19 protein-coding genes are annotated in these 20,109 nt (G+C 64.1%); 15 read left to right on the forward strand and 4 right to left on the reverse strand.

Translation table 11 applies throughout. The annotated features are described in order from the left end of the window. Positions 1 to 185 precede the first annotated feature (185 nt). Positions 186 to 1,139 carry a polysaccharide deacetylase family protein gene (locus BMX61_RS04895; protein ID WP_083639593.1) on the forward strand — a complete coding sequence of 318 codons (954 nt, stop codon included), beginning with the start codon at positions 186 to 188 and terminating at the stop codon, positions 1,137 to 1,139. Between the two features lie 52 nt (positions 1,140 to 1,191). Here BMX61_RS04895 and pdxH read toward each other — a convergent pair whose 3' ends face one another. Next, positions 1,192 to 1,812: a pyridoxamine 5'-phosphate oxidase gene (gene pdxH / locus BMX61_RS04900; protein WP_075629100.1), complete on the reverse strand. Its 621-nt coding sequence runs from the start codon at positions 1,810 to 1,812 to the stop codon at positions 1,192 to 1,194. Between the two features lie 163 nt (positions 1,813 to 1,975). Between pdxH and BMX61_RS04905 the strand changes: the two genes are divergently transcribed. The 4 genes from BMX61_RS04905 to BMX61_RS04920 all read left to right on the forward strand — a co-directional run bounded on the left by BMX61_RS04905 (position 1,976) and on the right by BMX61_RS04920 (position 5,645). After that, the gene (locus BMX61_RS04905; RefSeq protein ID WP_234794596.1) at positions 1,976 to 2,386 is read left to right on the forward strand and encodes an RT0821/Lpp0805 family surface protein; all 411 of its coding nucleotides are present in this window, start codon (positions 1,976 to 1,978) and stop codon (positions 2,384 to 2,386) included. A gap of 243 nt (positions 2,387 to 2,629) precedes the next feature. After that, positions 2,630 to 3,784, forward strand: a complete 1,155-nt coding sequence (locus tag BMX61_RS04910; protein ID WP_234794597.1) for a DnaJ C-terminal domain-containing protein — start codon at positions 2,630 to 2,632, stop codon at positions 3,782 to 3,784. A gap of 214 nt (positions 3,785 to 3,998) precedes the next feature. Continuing rightward, the gene (fabI, locus tag BMX61_RS04915) at positions 3,999 to 4,817 is read left to right on the forward strand and encodes an enoyl-ACP reductase FabI (protein WP_075629102.1); all 819 of its coding nucleotides are present in this window, start codon (positions 3,999 to 4,001) and stop codon (positions 4,815 to 4,817) included. Positions 4,818 to 5,033: 216 nt separating this feature from the next. Then, a complete protein-coding gene (locus BMX61_RS04920) occupies positions 5,034 to 5,645 on the forward strand; it encodes a histidine phosphatase family protein (RefSeq protein WP_075629227.1) in 612 nt (203 codons plus the stop codon). A 24-nt stretch (positions 5,646 to 5,669) separates the two neighbouring features. On the opposite strand, the gene BMX61_RS04925 is transcribed toward BMX61_RS04920, so the two are convergent. Next, a complete protein-coding gene (locus BMX61_RS04925; RefSeq protein WP_075629103.1) occupies positions 5,670 to 5,930 on the reverse strand; it encodes a DUF1344 domain-containing protein in 261 nt (86 codons plus the stop codon). A gap of 403 nt (positions 5,931 to 6,333) precedes the next feature. Between BMX61_RS04925 and BMX61_RS04930 the strand changes: the two genes are divergently transcribed. After that, positions 6,334 to 9,027, forward strand: coding sequence for a bifunctional diguanylate cyclase/phosphodiesterase (locus tag BMX61_RS04930; RefSeq protein WP_075629104.1), 2,694 nt, complete (start codon positions 6,334 to 6,336; stop codon positions 9,025 to 9,027). Positions 9,028 to 9,142: 115 nt separating this feature from the next. Next, positions 9,143 to 10,246, forward strand: a complete 1,104-nt coding sequence (aroC, locus tag BMX61_RS04935; RefSeq protein ID WP_075629105.1) for a chorismate synthase — start codon at positions 9,143 to 9,145, stop codon at positions 10,244 to 10,246. An 8-nt stretch (positions 10,247 to 10,254) separates the two neighbouring features. Here aroC and BMX61_RS04940 read toward each other — a convergent pair whose 3' ends face one another. Continuing rightward, positions 10,255 to 11,448 (reverse strand): winged helix-turn-helix domain-containing protein, encoded by a 1,194-nt coding sequence (locus tag BMX61_RS04940; RefSeq protein ID WP_075629106.1) that lies wholly within the window; start codon positions 11,446 to 11,448, stop codon positions 10,255 to 10,257. A 238-nt stretch (positions 11,449 to 11,686) separates the two neighbouring features. On the opposite strand from BMX61_RS04940, the gene BMX61_RS04945 reads away from it, so the two are divergent. From BMX61_RS04945 to dxs, 8 genes are all read left to right on the forward strand, one after another. After that, positions 11,687 to 12,364: an energy-coupling factor ABC transporter ATP-binding protein gene (locus BMX61_RS04945; protein WP_075629228.1), complete on the forward strand. Its 678-nt coding sequence runs from the start codon at positions 11,687 to 11,689 to the stop codon at positions 12,362 to 12,364. Continuing rightward, entirely contained in the window at positions 12,361 to 12,981 is a 621-nt protein-coding gene (locus BMX61_RS04950) for an energy-coupling factor transporter transmembrane component T family protein (RefSeq protein WP_083639577.1), read from the forward strand. Before BMX61_RS04945 ends, BMX61_RS04950 begins: the two co-directional genes overlap by 4 nt. 191 nt (positions 12,982 to 13,172) lie before the next feature. Further along, on the forward strand, positions 13,173 to 13,736 hold the full coding sequence (locus BMX61_RS04955; protein ID WP_075629107.1) for a biotin transporter BioY: 564 nt from the start codon (positions 13,173 to 13,175) through the stop codon (positions 13,734 to 13,736). Positions 13,737 to 14,033: 297 nt separating this feature from the next. After that, the gene (locus BMX61_RS04960; protein ID WP_139198878.1) at positions 14,034 to 14,324 is read left to right on the forward strand and encodes a hypothetical protein; all 291 of its coding nucleotides are present in this window, start codon (positions 14,034 to 14,036) and stop codon (positions 14,322 to 14,324) included. Between the two features lie 147 nt (positions 14,325 to 14,471). Further along, on the forward strand, positions 14,472 to 15,401 hold the full coding sequence (locus tag BMX61_RS04965; RefSeq protein WP_075629109.1) for a histone deacetylase family protein: 930 nt from the start codon (positions 14,472 to 14,474) through the stop codon (positions 15,399 to 15,401). A gap of 4 nt (positions 15,402 to 15,405) precedes the next feature. Further along, positions 15,406 to 15,657 (forward strand): exodeoxyribonuclease VII small subunit, encoded by a 252-nt coding sequence (locus tag BMX61_RS04970; RefSeq protein WP_075629110.1) that lies wholly within the window; start codon positions 15,406 to 15,408, stop codon positions 15,655 to 15,657. A gap of 155 nt (positions 15,658 to 15,812) precedes the next feature. Continuing rightward, positions 15,813 to 16,736: a pirin family protein gene (locus BMX61_RS04975; protein ID WP_075629111.1), complete on the forward strand. Its 924-nt coding sequence runs from the start codon at positions 15,813 to 15,815 to the stop codon at positions 16,734 to 16,736. 217 nt (positions 16,737 to 16,953) lie between these two features. Then, on the forward strand, positions 16,954 to 18,885 hold the full coding sequence (dxs, locus tag BMX61_RS04980; RefSeq protein WP_075629230.1) for a 1-deoxy-D-xylulose-5-phosphate synthase: 1,932 nt from the start codon (positions 16,954 to 16,956) through the stop codon (positions 18,883 to 18,885). A gap of 69 nt (positions 18,886 to 18,954) precedes the next feature. Here dxs and BMX61_RS04985 read toward each other — a convergent pair whose 3' ends face one another. After that, positions 18,955 to 20,091: an OpgC family protein gene (locus BMX61_RS04985; RefSeq protein ID WP_075629112.1), complete on the reverse strand. Its 1,137-nt coding sequence runs from the start codon at positions 20,089 to 20,091 to the stop codon at positions 18,955 to 18,957. Positions 20,092 to 20,109 lie beyond the last annotated feature (18 nt).

A 20,109-nucleotide genomic window follows, 5' to 3' on the forward strand; every position in this document is an offset into this window, starting at 1 on the left:
GTTTTACTTCAGAAACATCTAAGGTACGCTTTAGCGTCAGTTAAGATCCGGTGGCTAGAGTTGTCCCGTTCGTTTCAGGATCTTCTCGCAAAGGCCATGGTTTGACAGGAGCTGTACGCCTCATCCGTCAGGCTGTGATTCAAGGCGGCCTCGCCCTCTCATGGGGCGTCGCGGCCTTGGGCCTGATGAAGGGGGCGCGCGGCCTCGGCGCCGTTCTCACCCTCCATCGTGTTCAGCCGAGGCCTGCCAGCCGCTTTGCGCCAAATGCGCATCTCGAAGTCACGCCCGCCCGTTTGGAGGCCAGCCTTCTCCAGCTGAAACGCGATGGTGCCCGCTTCGTCAGCCTCGATACGCTGCGCGAGCATCTGCTGGGCGATGGCGATCCATCCGAATCTCCCCTGATCGCGATCACCCTGGACGACGGCTATCGTGATAATCTCGACCATGCGGCGCCGATCTTCGCGCGGCATAACATCCCCTTCACGGTCTTCGTCGTCGAAGGCTTCGTCCAGCGTCGGCACGGGCTCTGGTGGGAAACCCTGGCAGAGCTTCTTCAACAGGCCGATCGCATCAATGACCCCTTGGTCAACGATGCGAAGCTGGAACTGAAGACGATTGCGTCCAGGCAGGCAGCCTTCGACCGGTGGGCGTGGACGATCCGCAATACGGATGAAAAGGCAGCGATCGCCAGGCTTGATGCGGCCGCCATGGCCGCCGGCCTCGATCCCCTGGCCCTCACCGAGCGCCTGATCCTCGATGAGCCGGGCCTCAGGCAGTTACTCGACGTGCCCGGCGCGGCACTTGGCGCGCATACGGTCAGTCACCGCGCGCTCAAAGCCCTCGACGCCGCCGAGGCCGAGCAAGAGATTTTTGCGTCCAAAGCCTTCGTCGCCGGTATCGCCGGCCATGCGCCCACGAGCTTTGCTTTTCCCTATGGCGACGACGAGGCCTGGAGCCCGCGCGACTGCGCGCTGGTGCGCCGGGCGGGCATGATTGGCGTTACCACCCGCCCTGCGGTGGTGACAGCCAATGCTGACGAGGCCGCGCTGCCGCGCATATCCCTGAACGGCCATTATCAGGCGCCCTGGCAGGTCTCGGCGCTGATATCGGGTATTCCTTTCACCCTTCGCCGCCGCTAAGGGCCCTTCGCGGCGGCGCGCGACATCTGCCAATGCCGCCGCATCCGCAAGTCTAGGGATACATCCGCACCTTGCTCCAGGCGCCGTCCGGCTCAGTGCGGCGGAATTCGATCCGGTCATGCAACCGGAAGGCACCGTCTTTCCAGAACTCGATCGACAGCGGCCGAATGCGAAAGCCGGACCAATAAGAAGGCCGCGGAATTTCGCCGATCGCATGGCGTGCGGTAAATTCCGCCACGGCCTTCTCCAGCGCGAAGCGGCTTTCGAGCGGGCGCGACTGCTTCGACGCCCAGGCGCCGATGCGGCTGCCGCGCGGGCGCGACCGGAAATAGGCGTCCGCTTCGGTGTCGCTCACCACCTCCACGGGCCCGCGAAGCCGCACCTGCCGGCGCAGCGACTTCCAGTGGAAGCACATGGCGGCCTTGCGCGTCGCCAGGATTTCCCGGCCTTTCTGGCTCTCGAAATTGGTGTAGAAGACGAAACCGCGCGAATCGACCTCCTTCAGGAGAACCATGCGAACATTGGGAAGCCCATCTTCGTCCACCGTGGCCAGAGCGGTGGCACTGGGGTCGTTCAGCTCGCTCGCCGTTGCCTCCTTCAACCAGAGATCGAAGAGGGAGAACGGCTCATCCGTTTCGGTAAAGTCACCGGTTGTTAACCCAGTCTCCGTCATATTTCCTTTCCGTGCCGCTGTGGCGGGACCGACACAGTTTATCGACCCGATGCCGAAAGCGGCGCTGTGCTCACGCGGTGGTTTTCCCGCCCCCGACACATTGACGCCGTGCCAAGCTGACAGGAATGCCGTGCAAGACATAGCAAAAGGGAACGTTGGGACAATGGGTTTCTTGCTCCTGCGGCTTTCGGTCATGCTCGGCATGAGCTTGGCCTTGACGGGATGTTTCGGCACGGGCGCGGATCTGGCCCGCAGTGTCGACACCAGCCTGTCCACAGGCGCCATTCCGCCCAAGGTCGCGAGCGCCGACATGGCGGATGCTGTCACCGTGAAGGACGTGGTGACGCAGGCCAATCCGAGCGTCAATCCGGAAACGCCGATCCCCTGGGCCAACAGCGCGTCCGGCAGTGCCGGCGTCATCGAGCGTGTCGAAGAACGCCGCGAAGGCACGCGCGTCTGCCGCAGCTTCACCACCACCCGCCATTCCTATCAGGGGATTGCCAAGTTCGATGGCGATACCTGTCTCGACGGCAATGGCATCTGGATCGTGCGCAGCTTTGCCGCCCGCAGCTAGCGCCGGAGCCTCAACTCCGCGCGTTTACGATAAATCTTGAACAGACATTAACCACGGGCTCCGATAGTCGCCGCTTTATCAAGCTTTGCGCGCATCTGACCGCCCGATGGCAAGATTGCCTTAAATACCTGCTTCCCATGCTTTGCTCCTGACGCGTTTGCCGGACCGCCTTCACGCTGCGTGATGTTCCTCGCAGGCACCGTGGGAGTAGCGATCCGCAATCAGCAAGCGGAGCATGAACAGATGATGCGCGACCTCTATGCCATATTGGGCGTGCGCCGAAGTGCCGGCGCCGACGAGATCAAGACTGCGTTTCGCAGTCTGGCCAAGACCGTGCATCCCGATCACAATCCCGACGATCCCAACGCAACCACCCGCTTTGCCGAAATCAGCCGCGCCTATGAGATCCTGCGCGACCCGACGCTGCGTGCCCGTTATGACGAGGCGCGCCGCGCCGCGGACTTGCGACGCATGGAGGAAATGAAGCGGCGGATGGGCCAGAAGGACCAGACAGTGGACGCGGAAACGGCCGAGGAAGCCGTGACCCGGATCTTCGCCTCGGAAGGCCGCGTCCGTGCTCGTCCCGCCGGAGGCCCGGGTGCCGGCGCGTCTGCCCAGGCGCGCCCGTCGGCCGCGTCGCCGGAAGCAGATCGCGCAGCTGGACGCACACAGGCTCCGCCCTCTGCCGGGCCAGCCGCCGGCCCTGCATCGGCCCAACCCCAAGGCGCCGCATCGAGCGCATCGACCAAGCGTCCAGAGCCCGAGGCGCGCGGCGAACCTGCGCCCTCTGGCAGCGAAGCGGACGCACCGTCTGATGCCCTGGCCGGGGTCAGCAGCCTGATGCGCCGGCTGCGCGATGGATTGCAGCGGCCGAAGCCAGCGGGCCAGCCGAAAGCGCCTGATATTTTCGCCGATGTCGAGGTCACGCTGGCGGAGATCTTCCGTCGGGAGAAGGTCGATATCCAGCTGCCGGAAGACCGTGCGATGCGCGTGACGCTTGCGCCGGGAACAACGGATGGCAGCGTCATCCAGCTGAAGGAACAGGGGTACCGCCTGCCCGGCTATCTCCATGGCGATGTCATCGTTCGTGTAAGGGTCACGCCCGATCCACGCTTCCAGGTCGACGGATACGACCTGCGCAGCGACGTGACCATTCCCCTGATCGACGCCGTTCTCGGCTGCACGCTGACGGTACCGACGCTTTCGGGCGAGACCAAGCTCGTGGTGCCGGCCTGGTCGGGCCCGGACAAGCCCTTCCTTCTCGAAGGCCAAGGGCTGGACGATGGCCAAGGCCGTCGCGGCGACCTCATCGTCACGCTACGCCTGGCCCTGTCGGACAAGCCTGACGAAAAGCTGACCGATCTCATGCGCAGCCAGCGCAACGGCCTGGTTTTGTGACGCTATCGTGACAGGCTGAAGGCCCTGACCCAATATTACGGGGACTAACAGTTCCTGATCCGGCCCGCGCTTGAACCGCTGCGGGGCCTATGCCATAGGCAAACCGTTGATAAACGGGCCTGAACCTGCCTCTCGCAGCGCATGTCCTTTTGATCGCAAGAATTCCTGACGTCCCGGCTCATTGCTGGCGGACGAGAGCATCGAGGGCTAGAGCATGACCGAGACGAGTGGTCTGATGAAGGGCAAACGCGGCATCATCATGGGCGTCGCCAACAATCGGTCCATCGCCTGGGGGATTGCCAAGGCCATTCATGCCCAAGGCGGCGAGATCGCCTTTACGCATCAGGGCGATGCGCTGAAGAAGCGGGTCGAGCCTCTGGCCGCCGAGATCGGCGCGGTGATGGCCGGCCATTGCGACGTCTCCGACGAAGCCTCGATCGACGCCGTCTTCGACAATATCGAGAAGCTCTGGGGCAAGATCGACTTTCTAGTCCATGCCATCGGCTTTTCCGACAAGGACGAGCTGACCGGCCGCTATGTCGATACCTCGCCCGACAATTTCACCAAGACGATGCAGATCTCGGTCTATTCCTTCACCTCGGTGGCACGCCGGGCGGAGAAGCTGATGACCGAGGGCGGCTCGCTGCTGACCATGACCTATTATGGCGCTGAGAAGGTCATGCCGAACTATAATGTCATGGGCGTGGCCAAGGCGGCGCTCGAGGCCAGCGTCAAATATCTGGCGGTCGATCTCGGCCCGAAAAATATCCGCGTCAATGCGATCTCGGCCGGCCCGATCAAGACGCTTGCGGCATCCGGCATCGGCGATTTCCGCTATATTCTCAAGTGGAACGAATACAACGCCCCGCTGCGCCGAACTGTGACCATCGAAGAGGTGGGCGATGTCGGCCTCTATTTCCTCTGCGATCTCTCTCGCTCGGTGACCGGTGAAGTGCATCACGCCGATAGCGGCTATCATGTCGTGGGCATGAAAGCCGTGGATGCGCCCGACATCAGCGTCGTCAAGGACTGAGCGCGCAGCAATCCGAAAGCAGATCGGACGAGGCGGCCTTGTGCCCCAGCGCTCGATCCTGCCACGACATGTCCGCTTCTCGGCGTATTTCGAATTGCCGTGGCCAACTCGGGGGCCCTTCCCTTTCGGCCCGGCTTGGCAGCGGCGGGTGGAGATCTCGACGCGATCAGGCCAAAGTTGCGCCTGACGCCAGCAATCGATCCGGGAGACCATTCCGTGCTCATCTACATGATCCGCCATGGTCAGACCGATTGGAACGCCGAATTGCGGCTCCAGGGGCAATGCGACATTCCCCTGAATGCGATTGGCCGCCAGCAGGCCACGGGCAACGGTCTCGCCCTTGCGCGCCTGGTCGGCCCCGATATCGCTCGCTTTGACTTCGTGGCAAGCCCGTTATCGCGCACGCGCGAGACCATGGAACGGTTGCGCACCGCCATGGGCCTGGCCCCGACGGAATATCGGGTCGATGCCAGGCTGAAGGAAGTTTCCTTCGGCGATTGGGAAGGGTTGACCCTGCCGGAGGTCGAAATGCGCGATCCGCAGAGACTTGCGGCACGCGAGGCATCGAAATGGGATTTTCTGCCGCCGGGCGAAGCGGCCGAGAGCTACGAGATCCTGTCCTGGCGCATCGCATCCTGGCTGTCGGACGTCGACAAGCCGACAGTCTGCGTCAGCCATGGCGGCGTCATCCGCGCATTGTTCAAGCTGCTTGGCGCCATGACGCCGGATGAAGCGGCGATGGGCGCCATTCCCCAGGACCGGATCCTGATGATCCACGACGGCGCCATCGGCTGGATCACACCGGATCTCGCCGACGGAAACCCTTGAGTATCCCCTTGGCGAGACGCAATCTTACTTGACGACTTCCAGATCGTTGATGACGCGCTTACCGTCGATTTCGGTGTAGAAGACCACGACTTTGACGCCGGCCTTGAGCCCGTCAAAATCGAATTCTTCAGGCGCCTGATAGCTCTTGCCGTCATCGAGCGACAGGCTGAGCTTTTCCGTATCGACGCTGGTAATGGTCGCCTCGACATCAGCGCTGTCGGCAAAGGCCGCAAGCGGGGAGAAAACGGCGGCCGCAGCCATCAGGGTCACCACTACGAATCGCATCCCGCTCTCCCTCCTTGGCCAAACAGGGCTGATCGCGTCCAGCCCGTAACATCCTTGATTCGACGATCACTACGCAAGCCGGCTGTCGGCGGCGGGCTGGACGAAACGCCAAGGCGCCCCTCCCTGTCCCGCATTGTGCCGAAACGGATCATGTGCAAGCCGGATGATGTGTGGCGTGCCATTGTGGCAAAAATCGCCCAAAGCCATGACAAATCGATGATCCCGGTGAAGTTTTTCGTAAGGTATACAATTGGTTAAAATTTCTTGCCACAATCCGGACATGGTTGCAAAGACCTCTACGGCACACGCGGTAAGGAATTGTTCATCTCTGCCGCACTATCGTTAGGCTCGAATTGCGGAGATCGTTCGGACAGTGGCAGCGGCACAGGATGTCAAAGACCCTATGGCGCGGCTGGCGCACATCATCAGGCCGTCCCTGGTCTGCGCGGTGCTGACGGCGGTTGCCGTCTTTGCCGGCGCCATGTTCTACCGGGTTCAAAACGAGCACGTGTTTCGCAGCGAGCTTCGAATCAAGGTCGAAAACGAGCTGAACATCGTGGCGACGCGGCTGGAAGCGCAGGTCGGTGCCAGCATGTCGGTGCTGACGGGCTTTGCCGATTTGATCGCCGCCGATCCCGACAGCCTTAACCGCACCTTCCCCCAGCTCGGCCGATCGGCGCTTTTGCGCAACCCGAATATCCTGCGCATTGCCTTGGCGCCCAATGCCAGGATCAGCGCCGTGTCCGCCCGCAGTGGACATGGGTCCGGCTTGGTCCCGAACACGAACCTGACGCGCTTTGCTGTCATGCGCCGGGCAGTGGAACAGGCGCATGCCAGTGCACGGCCATCGATTTTCGGACCGATGCGCCTGCCGGACGGAAAGACGGCCTTCGAGGTGTTCGCACCCGTCTATGAGCGCGAACCGGTGCCAGGCCGCTTCTGGGGCGTTGTCGAAGCCGCCATCGATGCGGATGCACTGCTTGCCGCCGTGCATATGAATGCTTTGCAGGAGGATCGCGACAACCCGGCGCGCACTGCATCTATTCAACTGGCGATCCGCGATATTGCGTTGGACAACACCGCGCAACACGCCTTTTTCGGCCAGGACAAGATATTCGAGGCCTTGCCCGTGCGCCGCATTCTGGCGCTGTCGGGCGCACGCTGGGAACTTGCCGCCGTTCCCGCCAAGGGCTGGAACCAGGCGCCGCCCAGCACCGGCGCTGCCGACAGGCTGATTGCCGGGGCAATGGCCCTTTCCGCCCTCATCGCCTTTTTCGTGGCGCTGCTCGTCAACGACCGCCGCAATACGCTGGACACGCTGCGCCGGCGGGAACGCCAGGTGATGAGCCTGTCGCAGCGCCTCGATTTCGCGCTCAGCGCATCGGGAATCGGCGTGTGGGAATTCGATCCGGTCAGCGCGGTCCAGACCTGGGACGACCGGATGTATGATCTGCATGGCCGCAGCCCGAAAGAAGGCCAGATCGGCCCGGAAAAATGGCGCAAGACCCTGCATGAGCATGATGTCGAGGCCTGTCTGGCGGCGCTGCGGCGCGCGGCCTGCGCACCCTACACGGATTATCGCGTGCAATATCGCGTTTGTCTGCCCTTTGGCGCCGTGCGCCATGTGCGCAGCTTCGGCGCGCCGCATCTGGATGCCGATGGCCGGATGAAGCTGATCGGCATCAGCGTCGATATCACCGACGACGTGACCATGACTGAGGAGCTGCGCAAGGCCAAGGCGACCGCCGAGGCGCAGAACCGGGATCTTGCCGAGGCCAACAGCCAGATCGCCTTCAATGCCCTGCACGATCCATTGACCGGCCTTGGCAACCGCCGCCAGTTGGACCGGCGTTTGGCGGAAATTGCGGCGGGCCGTCCCCAGGGACTGGCTGGCGCGGCCCTTCTGCATCTCGACCTCGATCAGTTCAAGCAGATCAACGATACGCTTGGACATGCGGCCGGAGATGCCGTGCTGGTACAGACCGCCAAGGTCTTGCGCGCCCATGTGGGGCCGGGCGACATGGTGGCGCGCATCGGTGGCGATGAATTCGTGATCATCGTTGCGCGCGCGATCGGCGCGGACGGGCTTTCGGCGATGGCCGAGCGCATCGTGTCCGTCATGCGCCAGCCTTTCGACTACCAGGGCCTGTCCTGCCGGACCGGCGTCAGCATCGGCATCGCGATTGGCGGCGCCATGGCTGCCGATGCGGCCAAGCTGATGATCAATGCCGATATCGCGCTTTATCGAGCCAAGGAGAATGGCCGCAACCGCGTCGAATTCTACACCGAGAGCCTGCAGGCAGAGATCATCATGCGCAAACGCGTCGCCGATGAGCTGCTGGAAGGGCTGGAGCGCGATGAGTTCGTGGCTTGGTACCAGCCGCAGATCGACGCGGTGAGCGGCGCGCTGGTCGGGGCCGAGGCGCTGATCCGCTGGAATCATCCGCGCGAGGGCGTGCTGACGCCCGACCGCTTCCTGCCGGTCGCCGAAGAGCTCGGCGTCGTTCCCCTGATCGACCAGGCGGTGCTGCGCCGGGCACTGACCGATTCGCTGCGCTGGGCAGCGGCGGATGTGCGCGTGCCCAAGCTTTCGGTCAATGTGTCGGCGCGTCGGCTGGCCGATCCCGACCTCATTCCAGGGCTGAAAGCGGCCGGCGTTCCGGCCGGCCGGCTCCGCTTCGAACTGGTGGAATCGATTTTCCTCGACGAGAGCAGCGAGACCGTCAATGCCAACCTCCAAGGCCTGAAGGAGCTGGGCATCGATGTCGAGATCGACGATTTCGGCACAGGGCACACCTCGATCCTCGGCCTTTTGCGCACGCGGCCGAGCGGGCTGAAGATCGACCGCAGGCTGGTCGCCCCGGTTCTCACCGATCCGAGCGCGCGCCATGTGCTGCGCTCGATCGTCGATATCGGTCTTTCTCTGGATCTGAGCATCACCGCCGAGGGCGTGGAAACGCCGGAACAGGCGGCACTCCTGACCGATCTCGGCTGCACCACGCTGCAGGGCTATGCCTTCGCCCGCCCCCTGCCGCCGGATGCCTTCCTGCGCTACATGCTCTCTGATGCGAACGTGCCGGCCCGAACCGTGGCATGACGCACCGGCATCGGCGATGAAAAACCGGCTGCCACTTTTCCGCGACATGCAGTAAGACGGGCGCCGAGCACAACAGGCCGGCGCCATCGCGCGGGCCGCATTCCGGTTTCAGTCCATGTCGCACAACACCTTCGGCCATCTTTTCCGCGTCACCACCTGGGGCGAGAGCCATGGCCCGGCGCTCGGCTGCGTGGTCGATGGCTGCCCGCCCGGGCTCTCCTTCACGCTTGGCGAACTCCAGGCCTATCTCGACAAGCGCAAGCCTGGGCAATCCCGCTTCGTTACCCAGCGGCGCGAGGAGGATCTGGTGCGCGTGCTCTCGGGAGTGATGCCCGGCGAGGACGGCGAGACGCTGACGACGACGGGCACGCCGATCTCGATGATGATCGAAAACACCGACCAGCGCTCCAAGGATTATGGTGAAATCGCCCGGCGCTACCGTCCCGGCCATGCCGACTATGCCTATGACGTCAAATATGGCATCCGCGACTATCGCGGCGGTGGCCGCTCCTCCGCACGCGAGACGGCGGCGCGCGTGGCGGCGGGCGCGATTGCCCGCAAGGTCGTGCCTGGGCTCACCGTTCGTGCCGCTCTGGTTCAGATCGGCAAGCACCGGATCGACCGCGCGCGCTGGGACTGGGCCGAGGTCGACAACAACCCCTTCTTCTGCCCGGACCCCGCAAGCGTGCCCGTCTGGGAAGACTATCTCGACGGCATCCGCAAGGCCGGCTCCTCCGTCGGCGCGGTGGTGGAAGTCGTGGCCGAAGGTGTGCCGGCGGGCCTCGGCGCGCCGATCTATGCCAAGCTCGACCAGGATATTGCCGGCCTGCTGATGTCGATCAACGCCGTCAAGGGCGTGGAGATCGGCGATGGCTTCGGCGCGGCAGAATTGACCGGCGAGGAGAATGCCGACGAGATGCGCATGGGCAATGACGGGCAGCCGCTGTTTCTCTCCAATCATGCCGGCGGCATTCTTGGTGGCATTTCCACCGGGCAGCCTGTTATCGCCCGCTTCGCCATCAAGCCAACCTCCTCGATTCTCACCGAGCGCCGCTCCATCGATGCCGATGGCCATAATGTCGATGTGCGCACAAAGGGCCGCCACGACCCCTGTGTCGGCATCCGCGCCGTGCCGATCGGCGAGGCCATGGTCGCCTGCGCCATTGCCGACCATTATCTGCGCGATCGGGGACAGACCGGACGGTTGGGCAAGGCTTAACGATCAGCTCAGGGCTCTGCGCGCGCACCGTCCAGCCAGCTTGTCCGCTCCAGGCCGGAAAAGCGTACGAGCCGCTGAAGCTCGGCCTCCAGCCGCTCCATCCGACCGGCGGAGGCGCGTAAGGCCGGCTCCCACCAGAGCCGCTTGACCTCCAGCGTGCCCTGCTTGCGGTTGGCCTTCATGTCGATGCGGCCAACCAGGCGATCGCCCTCCATCAGCGGGAAGACGTAATAGCCATATTGGCGTTTGGCTTCGGGCACGAAGACCTCGATGCGATAGAAGAAGCCGAACAGCCGCTCGGCCCGCGCCCGGTCGCGCAAGACGGGATCGAACGGGCTGAGCACGCGCAGCCGAGGCGGCATGGGCGCCAGGCTTTCGAGCGAGGTTTCGAGATCCGTCAGGGCAAAGGCCGCGCGCGCAGTGCCATCGACGCACTCCGCTTGAACGGGCACAAGCTCGCTGCGATGCGCCTCCACCCAGGCCTTGGCCTCCTGCGGCGAGACCAGATCCCAAAAGGCGGCGATCTCGCCCGAAGTGGCGAAGCCGAGCCGGGAAAGCGCCTCGCGGCAGCACCAGTCGATGAAGTCGGTCTCGCTGATCTCCGCTTCGAAATGTGCCTGCGGAATCACGCGCTCCGAGAGATCGTAGACCTTCTGGAAATTGTCGCGCCGGCTGATGGCGATCCGGCCTGTCTGCCAGAGAAATTCGAGCGCGGTCTTGGATGGATGCCAGTTCCACCAGCCGCCGCCCTGATGGCCCGGCGCCTCGAAATCGCGCGAGAGCAACGCCCCCTCCTCGACGATCCGGCGATAGGTACCCTCGACCGCCTCCTCGAATCCCTCCGGCCGCCAGCGCCGCCAGCGCTCCAGCAAAATCGGTGCGCGGCGGCGGAAGCGGTGTTTCCAGACAGGGTAGAAGCGCATGGGGATCAGCGCGGCATCATGGGTCCAATGCTCGAACAGGCCGCGCTCGCGCTCCAGGAGATGCACGAGATCTTCGCGGCGATAGGTCTGCGCGCGCGAAAACAGGATCTGGTGATGTGCCCGCTCCACGGTCTGGATGCTGTCGACCTGAACGAAGCCCAGCCGGTCGACGAGCGACAGCAGATCGAGCCGGCCGAGCCTGCGGCCCGGCGGATCGGCAAGACCCTGACGGCTGAGGAAAACCAGGCGGGCGGTTGGGTTCGAAAGACATAGGCTCATGCAAGGAGGCTAGCAAATGTTCCTCCTTTGTTCAAACAGATCCCATGCGCTGGCAGCTTTTCGATGTGATTGATCAGGAGCCTTGCGGCGGCATTGGAGTGACCTTTAAAACTGGGCCGACAACCCCTTTCTGCGGGACGATGCCTTGACGGCCAATCCTGTTCCTCGCAAAGCCACGGCTGGCGGCGGGCTCATGGGCCAAGGTCTTCGCAAGCCGCTTCTTGAAGAGGACGACGTCGTGGATATTCGCTTTTCCGCCTGCTCGCTCAGCTACGGCGAACGCCGCGTGCTCGAACCGCTGACGCTCGACCTCAAGGAGGAGCGAATCGGCATTATCGGCCTGAACGGATCCGGCAAGTCCTCCTTCGCGCGGCTGATCAACGGGCTTCAGGTTCCCTCCTCAGGCATGGTCACGGTCAATGGCATCGACACGGCGGCTGATCCGGCGGCGGCGGCGCGTGAGGCCGGCTTCATCTTTCAGTCGCCGCAGAACCAAGTCATCCTGCCTGTCGTGGCCGACGACATCGCGCTTGGCCTGACGAGCCGGGGCATCGGCAAGGCCCAGGCGGCCGAGCAGGTCGGCGCCATTCTCCGACGCTTCGGCATCGAGGCGCTCGCCCGCCGCCGGGTTCATGAACTGTCCGGCGGGGAATTGCAGCTCGTGGCGCTCGCCAGCGTGCTGGTGACCGAGCCGTCCCTGGTGATTTTCGACGAGCCGACCAACCAGCTAGATCTGAGGAACCGTCGCAAGGTGGCCGATGCCATTCACGGGTTGGATCGGCCGGCCATCGTCGTCAGCCATGATCTGGCGCTGATCGCGGATTTTCCGCGCGTGCTGCTGTTTCACGAAGGCAGGCTGATTGCCGATGGTGCGGCGGCCGGCGTGATCCGCGCCTATGAGCAGGTGGCCGCATGATCGCGAGCCTCTATGTCGAGGGCAGGACGCCCTTTCATCGGCTGCCTGCCGGCGCCAAGCTTCTGCTGCTTGTCCTCGTCGGCATTGGCCTGGCCTTTCTCCACTCGCCTTGGGTTCTGGGTGGGGCCCTCGTGATCTGCGCCATGCCCTATGTCCTGTTGCGGCTTCCCTTTTCCGAAACGCGCCGGCGGCTGGGGCTCATGGTCCTCACCGTTCTGCTTCTGGGGCTGGCCACCGCCTGGTTCGAATCGCCCCTGGCAGGGTTGGTTGCCTGCCTGCGCATCCTGGCCCTGGTCCTTCTGGCAGCGGCGGTGACCGCGACCTCCGAGATCGCCGACATGATGGCCGCGGTCACGCGGGCGATGATGCCGCTGGAGCGATTGGGTCTTATAAAGGCGCAGGATGTCGGCCTGGCGCTCGGCCTGGCCTTGCGTTTCGCGCCGGAGATCGCCGGCCGCCATCAGGCGCTCGTGGCCGCCCATCGCGCGCGCGGCCTCAAGCCCCGCTGGTGCCATATCCTTCCGGCGCTGATCGTGCTCACGCTGAAAGAGGCTGACGAGGTGGCCCGCGCCATTGACGCGCGCGGCCTGCGCGGCCACAAAGCAAGCGACAGATGATGCATCGATAGCTCATAGACGCGCCTGCATGTCCCTTCTGCCGGCAAGCCCGCGCCCTGCAGCTTGCAGTCTTCTCGTGTCATTTCCGGTCGGCCCGCCGATCGGAAATGCTCGTGCCAACGCCATCGAATGGCTTGAGATCCCGGCGTCCACAAGCTGGGTTTGAGCCTGACCAAGGAGTTTTCACTGCCATGTCGAGCCGAGATCTCGTTCTCATCGCCCTTTTTGCCGCCCTTGTCGCCGTTCTCGGCATGATCCCGCCCGTCACCATCGGCTTTCTGCCGGTGCCGATCACCGCGCAATCCATGGGCGTCATGCTGGCCGGCTGCATTCTCGGCGCTCGGCGCGGCGCGCTTGCCTTCCTGCTGCTGATCCTGATGGTAGCCATCGGCCTGCCAGTCCTTTCGGGCGGGCGCGGCGGCCTGGCGATCCTGGCGGGACCGACGGCGGGCTATATTTTCGGCTGGGTGGCCGGCGCCTTCGTCACTGGCCTGCTGGCCGAGCGCATGGTGCGCGAAAGCCAGAACGGCCCGCGCCAGATCCTTGGCTTCGCGCTGGCCGCGCTGGTGGGCGGCATTGGCGTGGTCTATCTCTTCGGCACGCTTTGGCTAGCCTATGCCAAGGGCATCGCGCTTCCGGCCGTCCTGATCGGCCAGCTTCCCTTCCTTGCAGGCGATCTGCTCAAGGTGGCCATCGCCGCGCTCGCCGCACGCTCGGTCATGGTCGGCTATCCGCTGTTGCCGCAGCGCGGCTAAAGCATTTCCAGCCTGAGCAGGCTGGCAAAACCATCACCGGGTCTCGCCTGAGATCCTGCTTGCTCCCATCCTTCTGACACCAAAGCGCCCAAGGCCATCGCGGCCTTGGGCCTTGGGTCCTTGGGGCCTCCTAGAGGCGAGCCAATCCTGCCGGCCTGCCAGAGTTCAACCCCAGAGCTCTCGGTATTGCGCCGCCCGCCCTATAAATTCACGGTCTCTAAATTTCCCTGAGGCACATTGTCCGCATCCTGATAAGAATCGGCCTGGGGCGTGGACATGATGAAACCGGAGGGCGTTTTGAGCGCGAAGAATGGGCTGGCGCTCGTCTTCATCCTGCTTTCGGCGGCCATCGGCGGACTTGCCTCCGCCGGACAGGTGCGCGCGCCGCTGCGCAGCCAGCTCGATGGCGGCAACGGCACGGCTTATGGCGACGGCGGTCCTGCCCTGCCCGCCCGCGCTGAAGACGGCTTTCCCGGCATGCCCGGCTGCGACGGCGGCACCAACCCGTCCAAGGACGGGAAATTCTACATTCCCGAGACCGGACAGGAATGTAACCCTTCGGATCAGGACCGGCGCAAGCTGAAATAGGTCCGGGCGTGATCGGACATGTGCCATCCGATCACGCCGTGAATTGGCTTGCGGAGTCATGCGAACCGTGCCTTTTCCTTGGGACAAGCGCACGCCCTTCTTGGCGAAGAGTGGACCTGGCCGTCATCGCGCCCTAGGTTTGCCGCCATGACAACCCTGCTTCTGGAACATCCGATCTTCCTTCAGCATCTGGTGCCCGAGGGCCATCCCGAGCGCCCGGAGCGGCTGAAAGCCCTGGCGCTCGCCTTGGAGCATGAGCGTTTTTCGCCGCTCAAGCGCGAGGAAGCGCCGCAGGCGAATGAGGATTTCGTCCTTCTCGCCCATCCCGAAAGCCATCTGCGCCAGGTGATGTCGGTGATCCCCGAAGAGGGCATCAATTCCTTCGAGGCAGATACCCATGCGAGCCCCGCTTCGCTTCAGGCGGCGCTGACGGGCATTGGCGGCGCGGTGGCGGCCGTCGATGCCGTGTTTTCCGGCAAGGCCGACAATGCCTTCGTCGCCGCCCGGCCGCCCGGCCACCATGCGGAGAAGGAGAAGGCCATGGGCTTCTGCTTCTTCAACAATGCCGCGATCGCCGCCCGCCATGCCCAGCAGGCGCATGGCGCCGAGCGCGTGGCGATCGTCGACTGGGACGTGCATCACGGCAATGGCACGCAGGACATCTTCTGGGACGACCCTTCCGTGCTCTTCTGCTCCACCCACCAGATGCCGCTTTATCCCGGCACCGGCGCGAGGGACGAAGAGGGCAAGCACGGCACGATCGTCAACGCGCCGCTGTCGCCGCACACCGCCGGCGAGCAGTTTCGCGAGGCCTTCAAGGCGCGCATTCTCCCGGCACTGGAGAATTTCCGGCCGGACCTGATCCTGATTTCCGCCGGCTTCGATGCCCATCATCGCGATCCGCTGGCCCAGCTCAACTGGGTGGCCGAGGATTACGATTGGGCGACCGGACGGCTTCTCGACCTTGCCGGAAAATATGCCGGCAACCGTCTGGTCAGCCTGCTGGAAGGCGGCTACGACCTCGAAGGCTTGGCGGAATCCGCCGGCCTGCATATTTTCCGCATGATGAGAGGGTGACCCGATGGCCGTGATCTCGCAGAGCGACATTTCCGCTTTGTCCTTTGAAAAGGCCGTGGAAGAGCTGGAGGCCATCGTCTCCGCGCTCGAGCGCGGCGATGTGCCGCTCGACACCTCGATCGCCTATTACGAGCGCGGCGAAGCCCTGAAGAAGCATTGCGAGGCGCTGCTGTCGGCGGCCGAAGACCGGATCGAGAAGATCCGACTGGACCGCGCCGGAAAGCCCACGGGCACGGAGCCGCTGGACGGCGCGTGACCGGTCACCGGCTCTGCTCAGCTTCAAACTTCCGCCGATGCCGCAGTGAGGGCAAAGCGCCGCAGGGTGAAAGCGCATCTTGAAATTCTCATCCGCAGCCATGACCTTGCAGACGCGCGCGACCTCGAAAAGACGGATGGCGCTGAGGAGGACCGATGAGCTTTTTTCCCGGTGAGGACCCGGCTGCCGGCGATGCCGCCGCCAGCGCGGCGATCGAGCAGATCGTGGTGCCCCGCTCCAGCGACATTGGCGGCTTTTCCGTGCGCCGGGCCTTGCCGACGGCCAAGCGCCGTCTCGTCGGCCCCTTCATCTTCTTCGATCGCATGGGCCCGGCGCTTCTCAAGGCCGGGGCGGCGCTGGACGTGCGGCCGCATCCCCATATCGGCCTGTCCACCGTTACCTATCTCTTCGACGGCGAAATCACCCATCGCGATAGCCTAGGCACGGAGATGGTCATCCGCCCGGGCGACGTGAACCTGATGACGGCGGGGCGCGGCATCGTCCACTCCGAGCGCTCGCCGGAAAAGACGCGCGGATTTACGCGCGGCCTGTCCGGCCTGCAGACCTGGCTGGCGCTGCCCGATGGGCTGGAAGAGATCGACCCGAGCTTCCGCCACGAAGCGGCCTCCACCCTACCGCTCTTCGATGCCGATGGCGCGTCCGGCCGGGTGGTGATCGGCCATTATGAAGGGCTAACCGCGCCGGTCTCGGGCTTTTCGGAAACCGTCTATGTCGATCTGACGCTGGCGCCCGGCGCCAAAGCCCCCTTTTCTTCCCTGTTCGAGGAGCGGGCGTTGTATGTGCTGGATGGCACGGTGATGATCGACGGTGCGGAGCATGGCCCCGATCAGCTCATCGTTTTGAAGCCCGGCGCAGCCATGACGCTGATGGGCGGGACGATGGGCGCGCATCTGATGCTGTTTGGCGGCGCGGCCATGAATTCGCCGCGCTACATCTGGTGGAATTTCGTCTCGTCGTCCAAGGAGCGCCTGGAACAGGCCAAGCAGGAATGGGCAACCGGACGTTTTGACATCGTTCCCGGAGATGAAGACGAGTTTATCCCTTTGCCGCAGGCGTAAAAGCTCTGTAAGCTTGTCATTCACCCGTCTGCCGCGCCGCCGAACATGCCGGGTTTTTCCAAAGCGTGCGCAATATGCCCGTCTGCTCAAGCATTTTGACTTGAAAGGCGCGGCGCCGGACGATTTAAGAGCCGGCAATGCAGATCAACGGACAGGCGCCCAGCGCTTCTTCTCAACCGGGAAGAGGCATGAAGGGCGCGGCAGTGAGGCCTTCAGCGTGACACAGGTGCCAGTCTCTTCCCCGCCGGTAACGCCGCTTCTCGACAAAGTGGCGCTTCCGCAGGATCTGAAGCGGATCGAGGACAAGGACCTGCCGCAGCTGGCGGCCGAACTGCGCGCGGAAATGATCGATGCCGTCTCGCGCACCGGCGGCCATCTCGGCGCGGGCCTGGGTGTGGTCGAATTGACGGTGGCGATCCACAAGGTGTTCGACACGCCGAACGATCGGCTGATCTTCGATGTCGGCCATCAATGCTACCCGCACAAAATCCTCACCGGCCGGCGTGACCGCATCCGCACGCTGCGCCAGGAAAACGGGCTCTCCGGCTTCACCCGCCGGGCCGAAAGCCCTTACGACCCCTTCGGCGCGGCCCACTCCTCCACCTCGATTTCCGCCGGGCTCGGCATGGCGGTGGCCTCCGAGCTGAAGGAAGAGAAGCGCAATGTGATCGCCGTGATCGGCGACGGCGCGATGTCGGCCGGCATGGCCTTCGAGGCGCTCAACAATGCCGGCGCGCTCGATGCACGGCTGATCGTCATTCTCAACGACAATGACATGTCGATCGCCCCCCCGACGGGTGCGATGAGCGCCTATCTCGCCCGCCTTGCCTCGGGCCGCACATACATGGGCATCCGCGATTTCGGCAAGAAACTGACCGCCTATCTCGGCAAGTCGGTCGACCGGGCGATCACCCGGGCGGTGGAGCATGCGCGCGGCTATATGACCGGCGGCACGCTGTTCGAGGAAATGGGTTTCTACCATATCGGCCCGATCGACGGGCATTCCTTCGAGCACCTCTTGCCGGTTCTGCGCAATGTGCGCGACCATGCCCATGGCCCTGTGCTGATCCATGTGGTGACGCAGAAGGGCAAGGGCTATCCGCCGGCGGAAGCCGCCGCCGACAAGTATCATGGGGTCAACAGCTTCGACGTCATCACCGGCGCCCAGGCCAAGGTGAAGCCGAACGCACCCTCCTATACCGCCGTCTTTGCCGATGCGCTGGTGGAAGAGGCGCGGCACGATCCTGATATCGTCGCGGTAACCGCCGCCATGCCATCGGGCACCGGGCTCGACCGTTTCGCCGAAATCCATCCCAAGCGCTGTTTCGATGTCGGCATTGCCGAGCAGCATGCCGTCACCTTCGCCGCAGGCCTGGCAACCGAAGGGCTGAAGCCTTTCGTGGCGATCTATTCGACCTTCCTGCAGCGCGGCTATGACCAAGTCGTGCACGACGTGGCGCTCCAGGGCTTACCGGTGCGCTTCCCCATCGACCGCGCCGGCTTCGTCGGCGCCGATGGCCCAACCCATGCCGGCGCCTTCGACACCGCCTATCTCGCGACACTTCCCGGCTTCGTGGTGATGGCCGCGGCGGACGAGGCGGAGCTGAAACATATGGTGCGCACGGCAGCGGCTTATGATGACGGTCCGATCTCCTTTCGCTATCCGCGTGGCGAGGGTGTGGGCGTCGACCTGCCGGAGCGTGGCGAGATTCTTGCCATTGGCAAGGGCCGCGTGCTGCGCCAGGGCTCTAAAGTAGCGCTGCTCTCCTTCGGAACCCGATTGGCAGACTGTCTGCTGGCGGCGGAAGATCTCGACGCTTCGGGGCTTTCGACCACGGTGGCCGATGCGCGTTTCGCCAAGCCGCTGGATATGGATCTGATCCGTCAGCTGGCCCGTCATCATGAGGTTCTCGTCACCATCGAGGAAGGCGCTGTTGGCGGCTTCGGCGCGCATGTTCTGCATGCCATGGCGGTGGAGGGCCTGCTCGACGGCGGCATCAAGGTGCGCCCCATGGTGCTGCCGGACACGTGGATGGAACAGGCCAAGCAGGATGTGATGTATCGCCAGGCCGGGCTCGACCGGGCCGGCATCGTCGCCACCGTCTTCGCCGCGCTGGGCCAGACGATGCCGCTCGGCGTGGCTGGCTGAGGCGTTCGTTCGGAGCTCTGCTGCTGATCGCCGGTTTGGCGGAAGAAGCGGCCTTCCCCCGCGCGTGCTTTATCGCCAGACGGTCACGCGGGCCTGAGCGCCCTGGTCGATGCCCATGCTGATGGGACTTCTTGCAGGCGTCATGCCGGCACTGGTCCGCAGCAGCCGACGCCGCTCCAAAAACACGGCCACCGCGAGCTGGACCAGGACGCCGCCGATCAGCAGCGCGAGCTGCACCGGCAGGGGTGGCTGGCCGACCATAACCGCTTCGGTGGCAGCGGACATGAGGATGCCGAGGGAGAAGATGGGCAGGCTGTGCCGCCCGGCAGCCACCAGCGATGCGCAGGCGGGATGTTCGGCCAGCCGCCTAACCGCGCCGATGTTCCAGGCGAGATAGACCAGTGCCAGCAGATTGACGACGCGCAGCGGCGCGCAATTGGTCTTGGCCACCATCAGATGATAGAGCCCGCCGAAGGGCGGCGCCATCCAGCCGCAATAGACCGACAGGCTGACCGGCACCGCCATCAGGCAGAAAAGCGCGGCGGCGGCGAAAAGACGCGGGTCGACAGGCAGCAGAGGCAAGCCGGCTTTCAGCCGATCGCCGAGGAAAATGCCGATGACAAAGAGGAACTGCCAGGACAGCGGATCGAAATACCAGCCGCTCTCCCCTGAAGCGAGGTTTGGCAGGTTTACATGGGCGATGCCGGAGACGAGCCAGAGCATGGCCGAGGCAGCCAACACGCCGGCAGGACTTTTCCGGCGCAGCCAGAACAGACCAGGCGCCGCCAAAAGAAAAAGGATGTAGATCGGCAGGATATCCAGGTTGCCCGGGAGGAAGATCAGCAGCGCACCTTCGACCGCCCGCAGCAGCGGCTGAGCCCAGAAATCGGACAGCTCCAGCGCCGTCTGATAGCGTGGATCGAACGGCGCCGTCAGCAGGGATGCGAGCAGGAGCAGGGCAAAGAGCAGCAGATGGGTTTCATAGAGCGTTTTCGCCCTTTGCCCGCACGCGCCGAGCGCTGCCCGGACATCGAGACGGCCATAGGCCAAAGCGGCCGACATGCCGGCCAGCGTGACGAACAGATCGGCCGCATCGGCAAATCCGCGCGCATGTTGAAGCGCATCGGAAAAGCTGAACCGGGCATGAGCGGCGAAAATCAAAATCAGGGAAAGTCCCCTGAGAAGATCGATCCGATAGTCTCGCAAAGCCTTTTCCCCGCCCCG

The organism is Xaviernesmea oryzae (assembly GCF_900109605.1).
GTDB classification, from domain to species: Bacteria; Pseudomonadota; Alphaproteobacteria; order Rhizobiales; family Rhizobiaceae; genus Xaviernesmea; species Xaviernesmea oryzae.